The organism is Actinosynnema sp. NPDC023794, from assembly GCF_040639675.1.
GTDB lineage: Bacteria > Actinomycetota > Actinomycetes > Mycobacteriales > Pseudonocardiaceae > Actinosynnema > Actinosynnema luteola.
Genome location: NZ_JBFAFR010000011.1, coordinates 142,678 through 159,531 on the forward strand (window position 1 = coordinate 142,678; position 16,854 = coordinate 159,531).

Sequence of the window (16,854 nt, forward strand, 5' to 3'; positions counted from 1 at the left end):
CTCACGCCTCCCGGTCGTAGACGGTGCGGCCGCGCAGGACGGTGCGCAGGCACGTCGGGGCGGGGCCGTCCAGGGCGGGCAGGGCGGGGACGCGGGAGCGCGGGTCGGTGGACCAGCGCTGCACGCGGCTGTCGGGGGCGGCGACCTCCAGCTCCCCCGCCTCCCACACGGCGTAGGTGGCGGGCGCGCCGGGTTGCAGGGTGCCGGTGACGCCGTCGTCGACGCCGGCGGCGCGCCAGCCGCCGCGGGTGTGGGCGGTGAACGCGGCACGGGCGGAGATGCCGTGGCCGTCGGTGCGGTGGTGCACGGCGGCCTTGATCGCGGCCCAGGGGTCGACGGCGGTGACGGGGGCGTCGGAGCCCAGGGCGAGGATCATGCCGGCGGCGGCGAGGCGGGAGAACGGGTTGAGCGCGGTGCCCCGCTCGACGCCGAGGCGCTGGGCGTACATGCCGTCGGCCCCGCCCCATTCGTGGTCGAACAGGGGTTGCACGGAGGCGACGACGCCCCAGGAGCCCAGGCGCGCGGCCTGCTCGGGGGTGATCATCTCCAGGTGTTCGAGGCGGTGCCTGCGGGCCGCCAGGGCGGGGACGCCGACGGTCGCGGCGGCCGTGGCGAAGCCGTCGACGACGGCGGCGACGGCGGCGTCGCCGATGACGTGGAACCCGCCCTGGAGGCCGGCGCGGGTGCAGGTGATCAGGTGCTCGGCGACGGCGTCGGCGTCGAGGTAGAGGGCGCCGGTGGTGTCGGCGTCGGCGTAGGGCTCGCACAGCGCGGCGGTGCGGGAGCCCAGCGCGCCGTCGACGAACAGGTCGCCGGCCAGGCCGCGCACGGGCAGGTCGATCGGGTCGAGGCCGCCCCAGTAGCCGGCGACGTCGAGCAGGTCGGTGGCGAGCAGGTCGGCGAGGTCGTCGCGGCCGGAGATGTCGGGTCCGGCGCATTCGTGCACCGACGCGATGCCGCGCGACGCGGCGTGCCGCAGGAACGCCTGCTGGGCGGCGCGGCGCCGGTCGACGGGGATGGCGTCCTTCGCGGCGCGGCGCACGTGGTGGTGCGCGGCGCGCGACAGGGGCCCGTCGGAGTGCCAGCCGTCGGCGTCGCGGGCGTCGGGGGCGAGGTCGAGCAGCGCGGTGGACGCCAGGGCGGAGTGCACGTCGATGCGGGACAGGTAGACCCGCGCGCCGCGGGCGGCGTCGTCGAGTTCGACGCGGGTCGGCGGCCGGTTCTCCGGCCAGCGGGTCTCGTCCCAGCCGTGTCCCCAGATCAGCGGGCCCCGCGCCGCGCGCACGGCGTCGAGCAGCTCGGTCAGCGACCGGCAGCCGGTGAGGTCCAGGCCGGTGAGCAGCAGCCCGGCGGAGGTGGCGTGCACGTGGGCGTCGACGAACGCGGGGGCGACGAACGCGCCGTCCAGGTCGACGACGTCGGCGTCGGGGTGCAGGGCGCGGCCCGCGTCGTCCTGCCCCAGCCAGACGACGGTGCCGTCGGTGATCGCCATCGCGGTGGCGTCGGGAGCGGTCGGGGAGTGGATCCGTCCACCCACGAGCAGGCGCGTCGACGGGGGCGTCGACGCCGGGGCGCCGTTCACTGTAGTCACGCCTGCCGAGTCTGCCGGTGCTCGAACAGGACCCGCACGGCAGGTTCGCCGCGCAGCAGGTCCAGGGCGAACGCGGCGTGACCGGGCACGTAGCCGTTGCCGACGAGCATCTCCACGTCGGCGGCGAGCCCTTCGGCGCCCAGCGCGGCGGCGGGGAACGACGTGGCCATGGAGAAGAACACCACGGTGCCGCCGTCGGCGGTGGCCAGGATCGCGCCGTGCTCGCAGCCGGGCACGTCCACGCACACCACGGTCACGTCCACGCGTTCGCCGACCGCCCCGGCCACCGCGACGGGGTCGCGGGCGTCGGCGACGACCACGGTGTCGGCCAGGCCCGCGGCGCGGACCGCGTCGGCCTCACGCGTGGTGGGGACGAGGGCGACGAGCCGGGACGCGCCGGCGCGGCGGGCGGCGGCCAGCGACAGCGACCCCGACTTGCCGCCGCCGCCCAGGACCAGCACCGACGGCGCGTGGCGGCGGCGCACGACCCGGTCGGTCAACGCGGGCGCGCCGCACACGTCCAGCACCGACAGGGCGAGCTGCTCGGGCAGGTCGTCGGGCAGCACGGCGGCGATGGAGCGGCCGAACAGCACCGCGGTGCCCTCGCACGGCGCCTGCTCGTCCGCGCCGTCCCACGCGGCGAGCCCGTCGGTGATGCGCAGCGGCGTGAGGGTAAGCGACACCAGCGTCGCGATCCGGTCGCCCACGTTCAGGCCCAGCGGGGAGGCGGGGCCGACCTCGCGGACGGCGCCCAGCAGCATGCCGCCCGATCCGGTGACGGGGTTCTGCATCTTGCCGCGGGCGGCGATGATGTCCAGCACGGCGCGGCGGACGCCGGCGACGCCGTGCTCCTCGCGCAGCTGCCGGTAGGAGGCGGCGTCGAGGTTGAGCCGGGAGACGTCGACCAGGACCTCGTCGGGCCCGCACACGGGGGTGGCGTCCAGCCGGTGGGCCTGCTGCGGCAGCACCCCGGTGGGTTCGAGGACGCGGTGCAGACCGTACGGCGACGTCATGGAAATCCTCCGGTCGACAGGGCTCTGGACCGGGATATCTTCACGTGAACGGGCGAGATTCCGCAAGGGACACGCTCCGGGGTGGTGGGCCGGGCACGACGGTGCCCGGCCCGGGGGAAACCCTGGGCCGGGCACGCGAGCACCGGTCAGGTCCTGCGGCGGACCCGCAGCACCACCGCCAGCACCCGTGGGCCGCCGCCGCGAACGGGCTCGTCACCAGCGCCGCCGGGTCGCCCTCGCCGATCTGCAGCGTCCGACGCACCTGCTCCTCCGCCATCGGCCCCAGGATCAGCCCGACCACCAGCGGCGCGACCGGGTAGCCGTGCCGGCGCATGAAGAACCCCGCCACGCCGATCACCAGCAGCACCACCAGGTCGTCGACCACGAAGTTCACCGCGTAGGTGCCCAACGCGGCGAACAGCAGGATCCCCGCGTACAGGCAGGGCCGCGGGATCTGCAGCACCTTCACCCAGATCCTCGCCAGCGGCAGGTTCAGCACCAGCAGCATCACGTTGCCGATGTACAGCGACGCGATCAGCGCCCACACCAGCTCCGGGTCGTCGGTGAACAGCAGCGGGCCGGGCTGGATGCCGTAGCTCTGGAACCCGGCCACGATCACCGCCGCCGTCGCCGTGGTCGGCAGGCCCAACGTCAGCAGACGTCCGCGCCGCCCGCCGGGATGGTCCCGATCGGGAACCCGATGGCGGTGCCGCGCAGCCACGGCTTCCACGACCGCCGCCAGAACCCGCCGGTCATCCACTTCCCGCCGACCGGCACCACCTCCACCGGGCCGTGCCGCATCCCGGGCCGCCACGTACAGGGCCTCCCCGACCGCGAACACCCCCACCGCGACCACCACCACGTCGACGCCGTCCGACAGCGTCGCCACACCCAGCGTGAACCGCTGCTGCCCGGTGAGGGTGTCCGTGCCGACCAGCCCGACGAACAGGCCCAGGCCCAACGACGCCAACCCGCGCACCGGCGACGCGCCCAGCAGCGCCGCCACCGTCGTGAACGCCACCACCATCAACGCCACGTAGTCCGCCGGACCCAGCGTGACCGCCACCTCGGCGATCGCCGGCGCCAACGCGGTCAGCAGGACCGTCGCGATCGTGCCCGCGACGAACGACCCGACCGCCGCCGTCACCACCGACGCCTCGCCCGGCGTGTTGAGCAGGATCGACGTGGTCGACCCGCCGTACATGCCGCCGTAGTAGATGCCCGCGAAGATGATCAACGCGGCGGTGGGTTCCAGCGAGTACGTCAACGACAGCAGCAACGCCACAGTCATCGCCGGGCCGATGCCCGGCAGCACGCCCACAGCGGTGCCGAGGTGACGCCCAGCAGGGCGTAGAGCAGGTGCTCGGCGCACCACCGCGACGACCAGCGCCCTCCACCACACCGCGCCCAACGTCCACGCCGCGCCGAAGAACAACACGGCCCCGGCCACCGGCCACCCGGCCACGTCGATCAACGCCAGGTGCGCCACCAGCACCGAGTCCTACCCCGCTACGGCATGGCCAACCGACCCGCCCACGGCTACCGGCTCACCTGACGGAACCACCGACACCCGTACGGACCCAACTCCACCGTCGCCGTCCCGTCCTTCTTCGGCGTCACCGTCCCGTCCACCAACAGATCGGTGAGCACCCCCTCCACCTTCGGCACCCGCACCGCCACCTCCCGATCGGCGAAGTTGTGCACCGCGATCACCGTCCCGCCGTCGATCTCGCACCGGTGCGCGAACACCGCCGGATCCGCCGTGTCGATCGTCGTGAACGACCCCCACGCCAACTCCGGACACTCCCGATACCGCTCCACCAACAACCGGGTCCACCCCAACAACGAATCCGGATCACGACGCTGCCCGTCCACCGCGTCCCACCACATCGGCGTCCGCACCGCCAACCTGCCCTCCAACGAGAGGTCCTCCGTCATCCCGACCTCCTCGCCGTAGAACAACACCGGAGTCCCCGGCAACGAGAACAACAAGCTGTACACCATCTTGATCCGGGCCAGATCACCTCCCAGCATCGACGGCAACCGCCGCCGCAGACCACGCCCGTACAACTGCATGTCCTCCTCCGGACCGAACGCCGCGAACACCTCCTGCCGCTCCGGCTCCGTCAACTTGTCCAACGTCAACTCGTCGTGATTGCGCACGAACGTCGCCCAATGACAATCCCGCGGCGGAGCCGGCCGCTCCTTCAACGCATGCGTCAGAGGACTCGCGTCCCCACGCGCCAACGACAAGTACATCTGCTGCATCCCGATGAAGTCGAAACACATGTGCAACTCGTCGCCCACACCGTCCGACCCGCCGAAGAACGCCATGGCCTCCGCGTACGGCAGGTTCACCTCACCCAACAGGATCGCCTCACCGTTGCGCCGCGACAGGAACGCCCGCAGATCCGCCAGGTAGTCGTGCGGATCCGGCAACGCCTCGATCGGCGCCTCCAACAGGAACGGCACCGCGTCCACCCGGAACCCCGACAACCCCAACTCCATCCAGAACCCCATCACCCGCGCGATCTCGTCCCGCACCGCCGGGTTCGCCACGTTCAGATCAGGCTGGTGCCGGTAGAACCGGTGCAAGTAGTACTGCTTCGCCTTCCGGTCATACGTCCACAGCGACTTCTCCTTGTCCGGGAACACCACCCCCTCCCCCGCGTTCGCCGGCGGCTCGTCCGCCCACACGTACCAGTCGTGGAACGGACTGTCCCGATCACGCGCCGCCTGGAACCACGGATGCCGATCCGACGTGTGGTTCACCACCAGGTCCGCGATCACCCGCATCCCCCGGTCACGCGCCGTGCGCACGAACTCCACGAAATCACCCAACGTCCCCAACCGCGGGTCCACACCGTAGAAATCCGTGATGTCGTACCCGTCATCCCGATCCGGCGTCGGGAAGAACGGCATCAACCACAAGCACGTCACACCCAACCGGTGCAGGTGGTCGATCTTGTCGATCAACCCCCGGAAATCGCCGTACCCGTCACCGTTCGAATCGTGGAACGTCTCCACGTCCAAGCAGTACACGACAGCGTTCTTCCACCACAGATCCGCGGTCCTGGTCAACTTCACGCCCGCACCTCCGGCAGCACGCGCTCACCGAACACATCCAGGAACCGCTCCTGCTCACGCCCCACGTGATGCAGGTAGACCTCCTCGAAACCCAGCTCCACGTACTCACGGATCGTCTTCGCGTGCCACCCCAGATCCGACGACACGTTCACCACCCCGGCCACCTGCTCCACCGACACGTGCTCCGACACCACGTCGAAGTGCTCCGCCGTCTCCAGGTCCCAGCACACCGGCGGCCCGAACACGTTGCTCCGCCACTGCTCGTGCGCGACCGACCGCGCCTCGTCGTCGGTCCCCGCCCAACTCAAGTGCACCTGAACGCGCAACGCCCCCCGACCACCCGCACCCCGGTACGCCCCCACGATCCGCTCCAACCGCTCCGCCGACGCGTTCACCGTGATCAACCCGTCAGCCCACCCCGCACACCACCGCGCGGTCTCCTCGCTCACCGCCGCACCGACCAACAACGGCGGCACATCAGGTCTCGTCCACAACCTCGCCCGATCCACCCTCACCAGACCGTCGTGACTGACCTCCTCACCCGCCAACAACGCGCGGATCACCTCCACGCACTCCAACAACCGCGCGTTCCGCACATCCTTGCGCGGCCAACCCCCACCCGTGATGTGCTCGTTGCTCGCCTCACCACTGCCCAACGCCGCCCAGAACCGACCCGGGTACATCGCACCCAACGTCCCGATCGCCTGCGCCACGACCGCCGGGTGATACCGCTGACCAGGCGCGTTCACCACCCCGAACGGCAACCCCGTCGCCTCCAACGCGGCACCCAACCACGACCACGCGAACCCGCTCTGCCCCTGCCGCGCACTCCACGGCGAGAAGTGGTCCGAACTCATCCCCGCGTCGAACCCCACCTCCTCCGCCCGCCGCACCGCCGACAACAACGCCGACGGGTGGACCTGCTCATGAGACGCGTGCACACCGATGACGGTCATGCCGTCTCACGTACCCAGGCCACCCCCCGACGACACCACGACCCGACCGCTCAGCCCCCGCTCAGCCCCCGCTGAGCATCCGCGCGCCCTTCACCGACCCATCCGTCGCCGTGAAGAAACCACGCACGTGCGTCTGGAACTCCTCCCGATCCAGACGCCCGTCACCATCCACGTCCATCCCCGCGAACGCGATCGCCGCCACCTGCGGATCCGTCACCCCGTTCCCCCGGTAGATCCCCGCGAACTCACTCCCGTCCAGCCGGCCGTCACCGTCACGGTCCGCCACCTCGAAATTCCGACCCGACACCACCAACCACTTCTCCAACAACCCACCCGTCGACAACCGACCCGCCTCGTGCGCGTCCCGGAACTCACCCCGGCTCACCGCGCCATCCGCATCCAGATCCGCGCCGACGATGTAGTCCCACAACCCCCGATACGCCTCCACCAGGCTCCTGACCTCGGACGACTCCACCCCCAACCCGAACTCCCGCCCCACACCCCGAGCCGCCGCCGAGAAGTCCTCCCAGCTGATCTCACCATCACCGTCCACGTCGAACACCGCGAAAGCCCGATCGACGTTGTCCATCCGCAGATCACCCGACATGACCACACCTCTCCCTAGGAACAAACCCGGGGCGAAGCGTAGGAACCGCCCAACCACCCGGCAGCCCGAAACCAGCTGCCACACCCGATCAGGTCAACTCCGGCCGATTCGACGGCGACTCCGGCCGCACATCCACCACATCACCCTCGACCACCGCACCGTCCACCACCACACCACCCGCCATCGGGTGCTGCCCGTACCGCACGTTCAACGTCATCGCCCGCTCCCGCTCCTCCGCACGCCGCGCGATCCGCCTGCTCATCAACCGCCGCGTCGGCGGGAACAACAGGAACAACCCCACCACGTCGCTCACGAACCCCGGCACGATGATCAAGAACGCCGCCGCCGCGATCAGCACACCGTCCGCGAGCTCCTGGTGCGGCGCCCGACGCGTCCGCAACGCCTCCGAGAACGCCGCCACGGTCCGCGCGCCCTCACGACGCAACAACACCGAACCCACCACCCCGCCCAGCACCAGCAGACCCAGGGTCGGCAACAGACCCCACGCCCCGAACGCCGCCACCAGAGCGGTGACCTCCACAGCCAAGCCCACCAGCAGTACCGCGAACACACGCATACCCATCCCAACGCACCAACGCCCCGAAACGCTCCCTGCCGTAATATTTACGGCCAACGGGCCATCTGGCAGCATATCTTCACGCCACTCGACCGACAGGGAGCATGGATGACTGCGCTGGACGAGGTCACCCCCACGCAGCACAGGGCTGACCTCCAGCCCTACACCTACGTGCGCCAAGAGCTGGTCGAACCCGACTGGCGCCGCTTCCCCGGCTGGCGCGACACCACCGACACCCAATGGCGCGACGCCCAGTGGCAACGCGCCAACTGCGTCAAGAACCCCAAGCAGCTGCACACCCTCATGGGCGACCTGCTCACCGACCGGTTCTACGACGACCTGGCCGCTGACCAGCAGCAATCCGCCACCATGTCCATGCTCGTGCCACCCCAGATGCTCAACACCATGGCACCCGACGCCCCACTCGACCCCGAGGCGTTCACCGAAGCCTTCTTCGCCGACCCCATCCGCCGCTACATGATCCCCGTGCGATCCGACCGCGACCCGGACTGGCCCAGCCACCCCCACTCCGCCCGCGACTCCCTCCACGAAGCCGAGATGTGGGTCGTCGAGGGCCTCACCCACCGCTACCCCACCAAAGTCCTCGCCGAACTCGTCTCCACCTGCCCCCAGTACTGCGGCCACTGCACCCGCATGGACCTCGTCGGCAACTCCACCCCCCAGGTCCAGAAGCACAAGCTCGCGCTCAAACCGGTCGACCGCCAAGAACAGATGATCGACTACCTCAAGCGCACACCCGGCGTCCGCGACGTCGTCGTCTCCGGCGGCGACGTCGCCAACGTCCCCTGGCCCCAACTCGAGTCGTTCCTCATGCGACTGCTCGACATCGACACCGTCCGCGACGTCCGACTCGCCACCAAAGCCCTCGCCGGACTACCCCAGCACTGGCTGCAACCCAAAGTCGTCGAAGGCCTCGAACGCGTCGCCCGCACCGCCGGCCGCCGCGGCGTCAACCTCGCCATCCACACCCACGTCAACCACGTGCAGACCGTCACGCCGCTCGTCGCCGAAGCCGCCCGCACCGCCCTCGAAGTCGGCGTCCGCGACGTCCGCAACCAGGGCGTGCTCATGAAGGGCGTCAACGCCACCCCGGAAGACCTGCTCGACCTCTGCTTCGCGCTCCAAGGCGAAGCGAACATCCTGCCGTACTACTTCTACATGTGCGACATGATCCCCAACGCCGAGCACTGGCGCGTCGCTGTCTGGGAAGCGCAGGAACTCCAGCACGCGATCATGGGCTACCTGCCCGGCTACGCCACCCCGCGCATCGTCTGCGACGTCCCCTACGTCGGCAAGCGGTGGGTCCACCAACTCCACGAGTACGACCGCGAACTCGGCATCTCCTACTGGACCAAGAACTACCGCACCGGCATCGAACTCGAAGACCCCGAAGCCCTCGACCGTCGTTACCCCTACTACGACCCGATCTCCACCCTCCCCGAAACCGGCCGCCGCTGGTGGTCCGAGCAGGCGTAGCAACTGCCCCTGCGGCTCATGGCTGCTTTTGGCGGTGGTGTCCACGGGCGTCGGATCGCGTGATGATCAAGTTTAGTCAACACTGAAGTTATCGAGATAACTAAGTACGAGCGACGTGGTGGCGTCCCGTGCCCGCCCACTCGGCACGGGACGCCGTCCGACTACCTCGCCGCTGCGGACGCGCCCCTCGCCACGTGGGCGCGGTCTTCGCCCTGGCGGTCCCGACCAGCGACGCCGCCGGCGCGCTGAGCCCGGACGGTGACCGGGACGTTGGTGCAGCCGGGCACGTCGGCCACGGAGTCGCAGTTGTTCGGCCGGTTGCCGGTCACCACGGTCCCGTTGGCCAACGCGACCTGCGCGTACAAGGTGTGGATGCCGCCGCCGGAGCCCGGCCAGGGTGACGAACCCGCCCCGGCCTCGCCCGCGGCGTTGTCGCTGACCCAGCTGCGGTCGAGGGCGAGGGTTTCGCGGTACACGGCGACCCCTCCCCCGCTGCCGCCGAAACCGGCCCAACCGGCGTAACCGCCGGGCCCCGCGGCGCCGGCGGCACCACCCCGGCCCGCCCGGTTGGCCGTGATCCTGACGCTGGTGACGGAAGGGCTCAACGACTGGCCCTCACGACCGCCGACGTCCACCCCACCACCGGTGCCACCACTGCCGCCGTCTCCTCCCCCACCGCCGTCTACGCCACCGGACCCGCCCACGCCACCGTCGGCGGCGGCGTTCCCCCGGACGATGCCGCCGCTGATCCGCAGCGCGGTGCCGGCGACGGTGTGCACGCCACCACCGAATCCGCCCGAGCCGCCCCGGCCGCCCGCCACCTGGCCGATGCCGTTGCCGCCCCGCCCACCGGGGCCGCTGGCGTTGCCGGTGATCGTGCTGTCGGTGATGGTCAGCGACGCCGAAGTCGTGCTGTAGGAGGAGATGGCGCCGCCCGAACCGCCGAGCCCGCCGCGACCCGCGCGCGCGGTCGTGGCGGTGGCGTCCGCACCGGGAGCACCCGCGCCGGCGACGTTGCCGGTGACCACGCTGTCGCTGATGGTCAGCGGACCCCAGTTCTGGATGGCCCCGCCCGAGTCGCCCTGGTTCCCCTCCCCGTAGGAGTCAGTGCCGACCGCATCCGGGGCGCGGCCACCGGTGAGCGTGACGTGGTCGAGGCTCAGGTCGCCCCAGTTGGAGATGAGCCGGAACTGCGGCGCGTCCGCGGCCCGGGCGATGGTGGCGCCGTTGCCGTGGATCGTGAGCTTCCCGGCGATGGCAGGCAGCCCGTCCTCTCCCCCGGCCACGGCGGGCGCGGTGAGCGTGTAGACGCAGTTCGCGGCCAGGGACAAGGTGTCCGGGACCGTCGACGCGTTGGCCGCGGCGACTGCGGCGACCAGCGCGGACGGATCGCAGGGCACGTCGGTGTCGGCGGCGTTGGCCGGTGGGGCGATCAGGACGAGCGCGCCCAGCGTGGCGACGGGAAGGGGAGAACGTCTCGATAACGGGCGGTTTCGCGGCATGAAGCAGCCTTCCTGGTGCTGGTGGGGTGGTATGAGTCGATCACGTTCCTTATATCGCGAAGCACGTGAGGGTTGCTCCTTATTATCAGTCAACACTGAAGTTATAGAGAGAGGTATGACAGAACTTGCAGCCAGGACCAGCCCGTCGTTGGCCGATGTGTTGATCACCCCTCACACTGGCGCGCATGCACAAGCCGAAGGTGTTCGTCGCGGGGCCGGTGTCGTGGAACCGACTGGTGTCGCTGGACCGGTTGCCGCAGGCCAGGCCCCACACCGTGTTCGCGACCGGCCACCGCGTGGCGGTCGGCGGCACGTCGGCGGGCAAGGCGCTGAACCTCGCCTCGCTCGGTGCGGAGGTCACGCTGCGGACCGTCGTCGGTGACGACGAGGCCGGCCGGTCGGTGCTCGACGTGCTCGACCGGGCCGGGGTCGAGGTGATCGCCGAGGTGGTCGACACCGCCACCGAGCAGCACCTCAACCTGATGGACCCGCGCGGCGGGAGGGTGTCGATCTACCTCGAACTCCCCCGGCTGCGCCAGGCCGAGCACGACGAACGCGCGCTGGCCGCGTTGGCGGCGGCCGACGCGGCGGTGGTCGACCTCGCCGACCACTCCCGTCCCCTGCTGCACGCCGCCCGTGCGACCGGCGTGCCGGTGTGGTGCGACCTGCACGACTACGACGGGGTCGCGGAGTTCCACCGCGACTTCCTCGACGCGGCCGACCACGTCTTCCTCAACGACGACGCCTTCGCCGACCGCGACGCGCTGCTCGTCTTCCTCAAGTCGCTCGACAAGCCCGCGGTCGCCACGCTCGGCCCCGAAGGCGCGGTGGCCGTGGTGGACGGCGCCGTCCACCACGTGCCCGCCGTGCCGATCGAGGAGATCGTCGACACCAACGGCGCCGGCGACGCCTTCTTCTCCGGGTTCCTGGTCGCCCACCTCGCGGGGGCCGACATCGCCGAGGCGATGGCCGCCGGAGCCCGGCAGGCCGTCCTCTGCCTCGGTTCAGCGGGGTTGGCACCCGAACTGTGACCGTCAAGGGCTTGCTGAAAGCCTTTGCAAGGACTTTCCTTCGGGTGCGCGTGTCGCCGCGACAGAAGGGATCCACATGGACGGCGTGACCGCCCGGTTGAGCGACATCGCCGCGCAGGCCGGGGTCAGCGAGGCGACCGTCAGCCGGGTCTTCAACGGCAAGTCCGGGGTGTCGTCGGCCACCCGCCAGGCGGTGGTGGCCGCGATGGACCTGCTCGGCTACGAACGACCGCCCCGGTTGCGGCAGCGCAGCGCCGGCCTCATCGGGCTGATCACGCCCGAGCTGGGCAACCCGATCTTCCCCGCCCTCGCGCAGGTCGTGGAACAGGTGCTGACCAGCGCGGGCTACACGCCGCTGCTGTGCACGCAGACGCCGGGCGGGTCGACCGAGGACCAGCTCACCGAGATGCTGGTGGACCGGGGCGTGGCCGGGATCGTGTTCGTCTCCGGCCTGCACGCCGACTCCACCGCCGACATGGGCCGCTACACCAAGCTCGCCGGCCGCGGCATCCCGTTCGTCATGATCAACGGCTACACGGAGAAGATCTCCGCGCCGTTCATGTCGACCGACGACCGCGCGGCCATGCGGCTGGCGGTGTCGCACCTGGTGGAGCTGGGGCACGAGCGCATCGGCCTGGCCGTCGGGCCGCGCCGGTTCGTGCCCGTGCTGCGCAAGATCGAGGGCTTCGTGCAGCACATGCGCACCGCGCTGCCGTACACCGCCGAGCAGGCCGAGGCGCTGGTGCAGCACTCGCTGTTCACCGTCGAGGGCGGCCAGTCCGCGGCGACGGCGCTGCTGGACAAGGGGTGCACGGCGATCGTGTGCGGCAGCGACCTGATGGCGTTCGGCGCGATCCGGGCGGCCCGGCAACGCGGGTTGAGCGTGCCGCAGGACGTGTCCGTCGTCGGGTTCGACGACTCCCCGCTGATCGTGTTCGCCGACCCACCGCTGACCACGTTGCGCCAGCCCGTCGAGGCGATGGGCCAGGCCGCGGTCAACGCGCTGCTGGAGGAGATCGGCGGCACGCCCGCTCCCCACGCCGAGTTCGTCTTCCTGCCCGAGCTCGTGGTGCGCGGCTCGACGGGCGCGGGGCCGAGGTGACCGCCGGTCGGGCGAGGGCGCTGCGCATGCGGGCGCAACGCCTGACGACCCCCGCCCGCTCGCTGCCCGAACTGCTGCACGACGTGCTCGCGGTGCAGGCGCAGGACACCACGGCGGCAGGTCTCGCCGTGCGGGCCCGCACCACCGGTGTCTCCCCCGCCGACCTGCGCGCCGCGCTGGAGGCAGGCGACGTCGTGCGGACGTGCGCGATGCGCGGCGCGGTGCACCTGCTGCGCCGGGAGGACGTCGGCTGGCTGGTGGCGCTGCTCGGCCCGGTGAACGTGGCCAGGTCCCGGCGTCGGCGGTGGGAGCTCGGCCTGACCGACGAGGTGTGCGCGCGGGCGTTGGGCGCCCTGCGGGAGGTGCTGACCGAACCGCTGACCAGGCCGCAGGTCGTCGCCCGGCTCGCCGACGTCGGCGTGGCGCTCGACCCGGCCACCGCCGCGCCCGCCTACCTGCTGGCCTACGCCGCCAACAGAGGTGTGGTCTGCGCGGGCGAATCGACCTACCGGCTGCTCCCCCGCGCCGATGACGAGCCGCGCGGTGTCGCCGAGCTGGTCCGCCGCTACCTGCGCGCCCACGGCCCCGCGACGGTCGAGGACTTCACCGCGTGGAGCGGCCTGCCGGAGGTCGAGGTGCGCGCCGCGTTCCCGTTCGACGAGCTGGTGGAGGGCGAGCACGGCTGGCAGCTGCCGACGACCGACGCCGCCGACCTCGACGGCACCGTCCGCCTCCTCGGGCCGTTCGACACGTTCCTGCTCGGCTACTCCGACCGCACCCTGTTGCTGGATCCCCTGCACGCGCCCTTGGTGCAGACCGTGGGTCCGCACCTCGTCGTCGACGGCCAGGTGCGCGGCACGTGGCGCCGACGCGACGGCCGGGTCGTGGTGGAGCAGTTCGGCCACATCCCGGTGTCCGAGCTCGACGTCGAGGTGGAGTCCGTCCTGGCCTGGTTCTGAGCGGCTGACCTCAGTAGCAGGTCAGTTCTGTCTCCAGCACGTAGCAGGTACGTGCGTTCTTGGCGCTGCTGGTCCTGAACGGCCGACCGTTGTCAGTGATCGGCAGGACACCGGTCTGGCCCTGTGAAGCCCAGTGCAGTCCGATCACCCATCGCAGTCGCAGCCCTCGGTGCTCGCTTTGACCACGAACGTCTCGGCGTCCCCGAGCGAAACGGTGTAGGGGAACTTGATCGGCTTGCGCTCCCAATCAGGGGTGAACGGGTGCACCTCGTCGAACCTGTCCGCCGTCGGTGCGACCGGGTCCCGGTCAAGGTCCACGGATAGCCAGCGGACCGCTCCCGGATCACCGCACTGCCGCGCGAGTGAAGTGCCTCGGATCGGCTCGCGCCGGGCGACCACCCTCACCTCCAGGTTCGTCAGCACGACCTCCGCGTCCGTCCTGCCCTGGATGGTGACCATCACTTGTCCGGGGCTCGCCGCCGCGCCGTCCTCGTTCACCACGTCCCACTCGGACCAGCCACCGGCCGTCGTGATCTCGTCCGGAACGGGCAGGGCTATCCGGTCCGGCGCCTTCGGCGTGATCCACGGCGCACCGCAGGTCGGAGTGATCTTCCGGACCGCGTGCGTGAACGGGAGGGGACTCGACGGCGGCGGAGACGGCGTGCCGTCCGACACCGCACTACCCGTGACCGATCCGAACAGACGATTCGCGAAGAGACCCCCCGCGCCTGCTATGAGCACGACTGCGGCGACCACCACGACGAGCCGGACCGCCGGAGGGTTCTGGTGCGCGACGTAACTGAAGCTGTGTGCGGCGACGCTGCCTGTTCCCTGCGCATACACGCTCCCACCGCGTGTCGCATCGCCTCCTGGACCGTGGCCGGACCCGCTGACGAGGAGCGCCAAGAACCCGGAGCCGACGGTCAGAACCACCACAGCCGACCACGCGAGGAGGCTGGTTCTCCACTCGGTGGCGAAGTTGACGGCAATCCCCAGGGCTGCCGTGACGCCCGACGCCATGAACGCCTGAACCTGCTGGCGTCGTTGCACCCTCGTCGTCCGCATCGTCGACCTTCCCGGCGCGTCGGCACCGCCTTCGTTGCTGATGTCCTCTGCCGTGAACATCGCGATGCTCAAGCAACACGTGTCCATGGCATCACCCGAAGGAGTGACAGCGGGATCCGGCGGGCGGGCGGTGGAGGGCACGCCTGCCCTTCGGCCGGAAGTGTCACCTCAGGTAAGGATCGTCCGCGCCGACCTTGCCCGGGGCAGGTGTTGCCGGTCGGTTCGGTGGTCGACCACAGGTCGCCGTTGCAGTACGACTTGCCGGTGTTCGGGTCGATGGTCAGGCCGTCGTACTCGAAGCCCTGCACCGGCTGGTCGTAGTACCAGGACCACTGGTTGTCGCGGACGCCGAACACCTTCGCCTGGAACAGGCCCTTCGCGCCCCACCGGGAACTGTGGTTGTAGACGACGTCCTGGTAGATCTTCAGGCCCTTGGCGTGCGCTTCGTCGATCAGGTCCTGGTAGGTCGCGCCGGGCGACTCGAGGCGCGGGTCGACGCGGTGGAAGTCCCAGCCGTGGTAGCCGTGGAAGTCGTAGTCCGAGCGGTTGAGCACGACCGGCGTGATCCAGACCGCGGAGAAGCCGAGGCCCTTGATGTAGTCGAGCTTGTCGACCTGGCCCTGGAAGTCGCCGCGGAAATCGGGTCGTCGTTCGCCGCGTTGCCGGAGCGCACGTGCTGGCTGCCGCCCCGGTTGTTGGCCGTGACGCCGTCGTTGAAGCGGGCGGTCATCACGAAGTAGATCGAGTCCTCGCGCGGGTCGCCGCCCAACGGCGTGCCGCCCGGTGGCGCGGGCGGCACGCCGCCCGTGGTCACCGCGACGGACGCGGTGGAGCCGGACTTGTTGCCCGCCGCGTCGTAGGCCTTGAGCGCGTAGGTGTAGGTCGTGTTCGCGGTGAGCGGGCCGTCGGCGAAGCCCACCGTGCCGGTGTTGCGCACGACCGCGCCCAACGCGCCGCCCGTGCGGGTGATCTCGTACCCCGCGACCGCGACGTTGTCGGTGGACGCCGCCCACGTCAGCGAGACGGTGAGCGCGGACGCGGTGGCCCGCAGGCCGGTGGGCACGCTCGGCGCGACGGCGTCCTGCGGGGCAGGGGGTCCGCAGGGGTCGGTCGCGTTCGGCGTGACCACGCCGTCCTCCACGGTGCTGCGCCCGGTCCGCAATGCGTAGTCGGCGCCGTTTGTTGTTGTCCCACTGGCCGGAGCCGTTGTTGAACGCGGCCTTGAGGCCGGTGGCCTGGTCGAGGTCGATCGAGGCGCGCGCCCAGTCCGGGCACACCTGCTCCATCGGCACACCCGGCACGGCCGTCCACGGGCCGCCGGTCGGCTGGTAGTGGATCCGGGTCGCGGTCCAGTTCCGGGTCTTGGTGGAGTAGTAGACCTCCGCGTGGTTCGTCGGACCGGGATCGGGGTCGGTCCCGCACGGGTCGCCGACGCCGACCACGCCCGCGGCGACGGTGACGTCGCCCGTGCCCAGGCCGTGGTTCTGCCCGTTGTTGTTGTCCCAGGTGCCGGAGCCGCTGTTGAACACCGCGACGAGGCCGGTGGCGTCGCCGAGTGACACGGTCCGGCACACCCGGCCCGCGCACGCCGCCGGTTCCGTGCGTTCGCCCGGCACGGCGGTCCACGGGCCGTTGCGCGGTTGGTAGTGCACGTTGGCGACCGGCCACCCCGAAGGCAGGCGGTAGAAGACCGTAGTGCTGTTCGCCGCCGCGCCGGCGGCCGGCGCCGTCGTCCCGCTCTCGCCGGAACTGCCCGGCGCGGTCCACGCCGCCCCGGTCAGGCCGAGGGCCACGAGTAAGGCGGTCGGTCGTCGCGATCTCGCTCGCATCGCTGCTCCCGTCACGCTTCATTGCGCAAAGTGGGGCA

Annotated in this window: 13 protein-coding genes and 2 pseudogenes; 4 read left to right on the top strand and 11 right to left on the bottom strand. The window is 71.0% G+C overall.

Going from position 1 to position 16,854, the window contains the following annotated elements; all coding sequences use genetic code 11:
• Position 1 precedes the first annotated feature (1 nt).
• From AB0H12_RS23430 to AB0H12_RS23460, 7 genes and pseudogenes are all read right to left on the bottom strand, one after another.
• The gene (locus AB0H12_RS23430; RefSeq protein ID WP_499625201.1) at positions 2–1,591 is read right to left on the bottom strand and encodes an amidohydrolase; all 1,590 of its coding nucleotides are present in this window, start codon (positions 1,589–1,591) and stop codon (positions 2–4) included.
• Entirely contained in the window at positions 1,588–2,604 is a 1,017-nt protein-coding gene (gene kdd, locus AB0H12_RS23435) for an L-erythro-3,5-diaminohexanoate dehydrogenase (protein ID WP_499625203.1), read from the bottom strand. The genes AB0H12_RS23430 and kdd overlap by 4 nt, the downstream gene beginning before the upstream one ends.
• Positions 2,605–2,644: 40 nt before the next feature.
• Positions 2,645–3,963 (bottom strand): annotated as a pseudogene (locus AB0H12_RS23440) (tripartite tricarboxylate transporter permease).
• Positions 3,964–4,143: 180 nt separating this feature from the next.
• Positions 4,144–5,691 carry an alpha-amylase family protein gene (locus tag AB0H12_RS23445; protein ID WP_499625205.1) on the bottom strand — a complete coding sequence of 516 codons (1,548 nt, stop codon included), beginning with the start codon at positions 5,689–5,691 and terminating at the stop codon, positions 4,144–4,146.
• Positions 5,688–6,647 carry a TIGR03885 family FMN-dependent LLM class oxidoreductase gene (locus AB0H12_RS23450; RefSeq protein WP_499625208.1) on the bottom strand — a complete coding sequence of 320 codons (960 nt, stop codon included), beginning with the start codon at positions 6,645–6,647 and terminating at the stop codon, positions 5,688–5,690. The genes AB0H12_RS23445 and AB0H12_RS23450 overlap by 4 nt, the downstream gene beginning before the upstream one ends.
• A 61-nt stretch (positions 6,648–6,708) precedes the next feature.
• Positions 6,709–7,254: an EF-hand domain-containing protein gene (locus tag AB0H12_RS23455; RefSeq protein WP_499625210.1), complete on the bottom strand. Its 546-nt coding sequence runs from the start codon at positions 7,252–7,254 to the stop codon at positions 6,709–6,711.
• Between the two features lie 88 nt (positions 7,255–7,342).
• Positions 7,343–7,837 (bottom strand): FxsA family protein, encoded by a 495-nt coding sequence (locus AB0H12_RS23460; RefSeq protein ID WP_499625212.1) that lies wholly within the window; start codon positions 7,835–7,837, stop codon positions 7,343–7,345.
• A 102-nt stretch (positions 7,838–7,939) separates the two neighbouring features.
• On the opposite strand from AB0H12_RS23460, the gene AB0H12_RS23465 reads away from it, so the two are divergent.
• Positions 7,940–9,328 (top strand): KamA family radical SAM protein, encoded by a 1,389-nt coding sequence (locus tag AB0H12_RS23465; RefSeq protein WP_499625213.1) that lies wholly within the window; start codon positions 7,940–7,942, stop codon positions 9,326–9,328.
• A gap of 161 nt (positions 9,329–9,489) precedes the next feature.
• Here the strand turns inward: AB0H12_RS23465 and AB0H12_RS23470 are convergent, their stop codons facing one another.
• On the bottom strand, positions 9,490–10,830 hold the full coding sequence (locus tag AB0H12_RS23470; protein WP_499625215.1) for a hypothetical protein: 1,341 nt from the start codon (positions 10,828–10,830) through the stop codon (positions 9,490–9,492).
• Between the two features lie 185 nt (positions 10,831–11,015).
• On the opposite strand from AB0H12_RS23470, the gene AB0H12_RS23475 reads away from it, so the two are divergent.
• The 3 genes from AB0H12_RS23475 to AB0H12_RS23485 all read left to right on the top strand — a co-directional run bounded on the left by AB0H12_RS23475 (position 11,016) and on the right by AB0H12_RS23485 (position 13,922).
• Positions 11,016–11,861, top strand: coding sequence for a carbohydrate kinase family protein (locus AB0H12_RS23475; RefSeq protein WP_499625217.1), 846 nt, complete (start codon positions 11,016–11,018; stop codon positions 11,859–11,861).
• A 76-nt stretch (positions 11,862–11,937) separates the two neighbouring features.
• Entirely contained in the window at positions 11,938–12,963 is a 1,026-nt protein-coding gene (locus tag AB0H12_RS23480; protein WP_499625219.1) for a LacI family DNA-binding transcriptional regulator, read from the top strand.
• Positions 12,960–13,922, top strand: coding sequence for a winged helix DNA-binding domain-containing protein (locus AB0H12_RS23485; protein WP_499625221.1), 963 nt, complete (start codon positions 12,960–12,962; stop codon positions 13,920–13,922). The genes AB0H12_RS23480 and AB0H12_RS23485 overlap by 4 nt, the downstream gene beginning before the upstream one ends.
• 144 nt (positions 13,923–14,066) lie before the next feature.
• On the opposite strand, the gene AB0H12_RS23490 is transcribed toward AB0H12_RS23485, so the two are convergent.
• The 3 genes and pseudogenes from AB0H12_RS23490 to AB0H12_RS23500 form a co-directional block, all read right to left on the bottom strand.
• Positions 14,067–15,059, bottom strand: coding sequence for a hypothetical protein (locus AB0H12_RS23490; RefSeq protein WP_499625223.1), 993 nt, complete (start codon positions 15,057–15,059; stop codon positions 14,067–14,069).
• Positions 15,056–16,000, bottom strand: a complete 945-nt coding sequence (locus AB0H12_RS23495) for an alpha-amylase family glycosyl hydrolase (protein WP_499625359.1) — start codon at positions 15,998–16,000, stop codon at positions 15,056–15,058. Before AB0H12_RS23495 ends, AB0H12_RS23490 begins: the two co-directional genes overlap by 4 nt.
• Before the next feature lie 174 nt (positions 16,001–16,174).
• Positions 16,175–16,816 (bottom strand): annotated as a pseudogene (locus tag AB0H12_RS23500) (carbohydrate binding domain-containing protein); the annotation flags it as partial.
• Between the last annotated feature and the right edge of the window lie 38 nt (positions 16,817–16,854).

Excerpts from the sequence above, each read along its gene's own strand:
- kdd (WP_499625203.1), bottom strand. The coding sequence starts at position 2,604 with ATGACGTCGCCGTACGGTCTGCACCGCGTCCTCGAACCCACCGGGGTG.
- AB0H12_RS23470 (WP_499625215.1), bottom strand. The coding sequence starts at position 10,830 with ATGCCGCGAAACCGCCCGTTATCGAGACGTTCTCCCCTTCCCGTCGCC.
- AB0H12_RS23460 (WP_499625212.1), bottom strand. The coding sequence starts at position 7,837 with ATGGGTATGCGTGTGTTCGCGGTACTGCTGGTGGGCTTGGCTGTGGAG.
- AB0H12_RS23480 (WP_499625219.1), top strand. The coding sequence starts at position 11,938 with ATGGACGGCGTGACCGCCCGGTTGAGCGACATCGCCGCGCAGGCCGGG.
- AB0H12_RS23450 (WP_499625208.1), bottom strand. The coding sequence starts at position 6,647 with ATGACCGTCATCGGTGTGCACGCGTCTCATGAGCAGGTCCACCCGTCG.
- AB0H12_RS23465 (WP_499625213.1), top strand. The coding sequence starts at position 7,940 with ATGACTGCGCTGGACGAGGTCACCCCCACGCAGCACAGGGCTGACCTC.
- AB0H12_RS23455 (WP_499625210.1), bottom strand. The coding sequence starts at position 7,254 with ATGTCGGGTGATCTGCGGATGGACAACGTCGATCGGGCTTTCGCGGTG.
- AB0H12_RS23475 (WP_499625217.1), top strand. The coding sequence starts at position 11,016 with ATGCACAAGCCGAAGGTGTTCGTCGCGGGGCCGGTGTCGTGGAACCGA.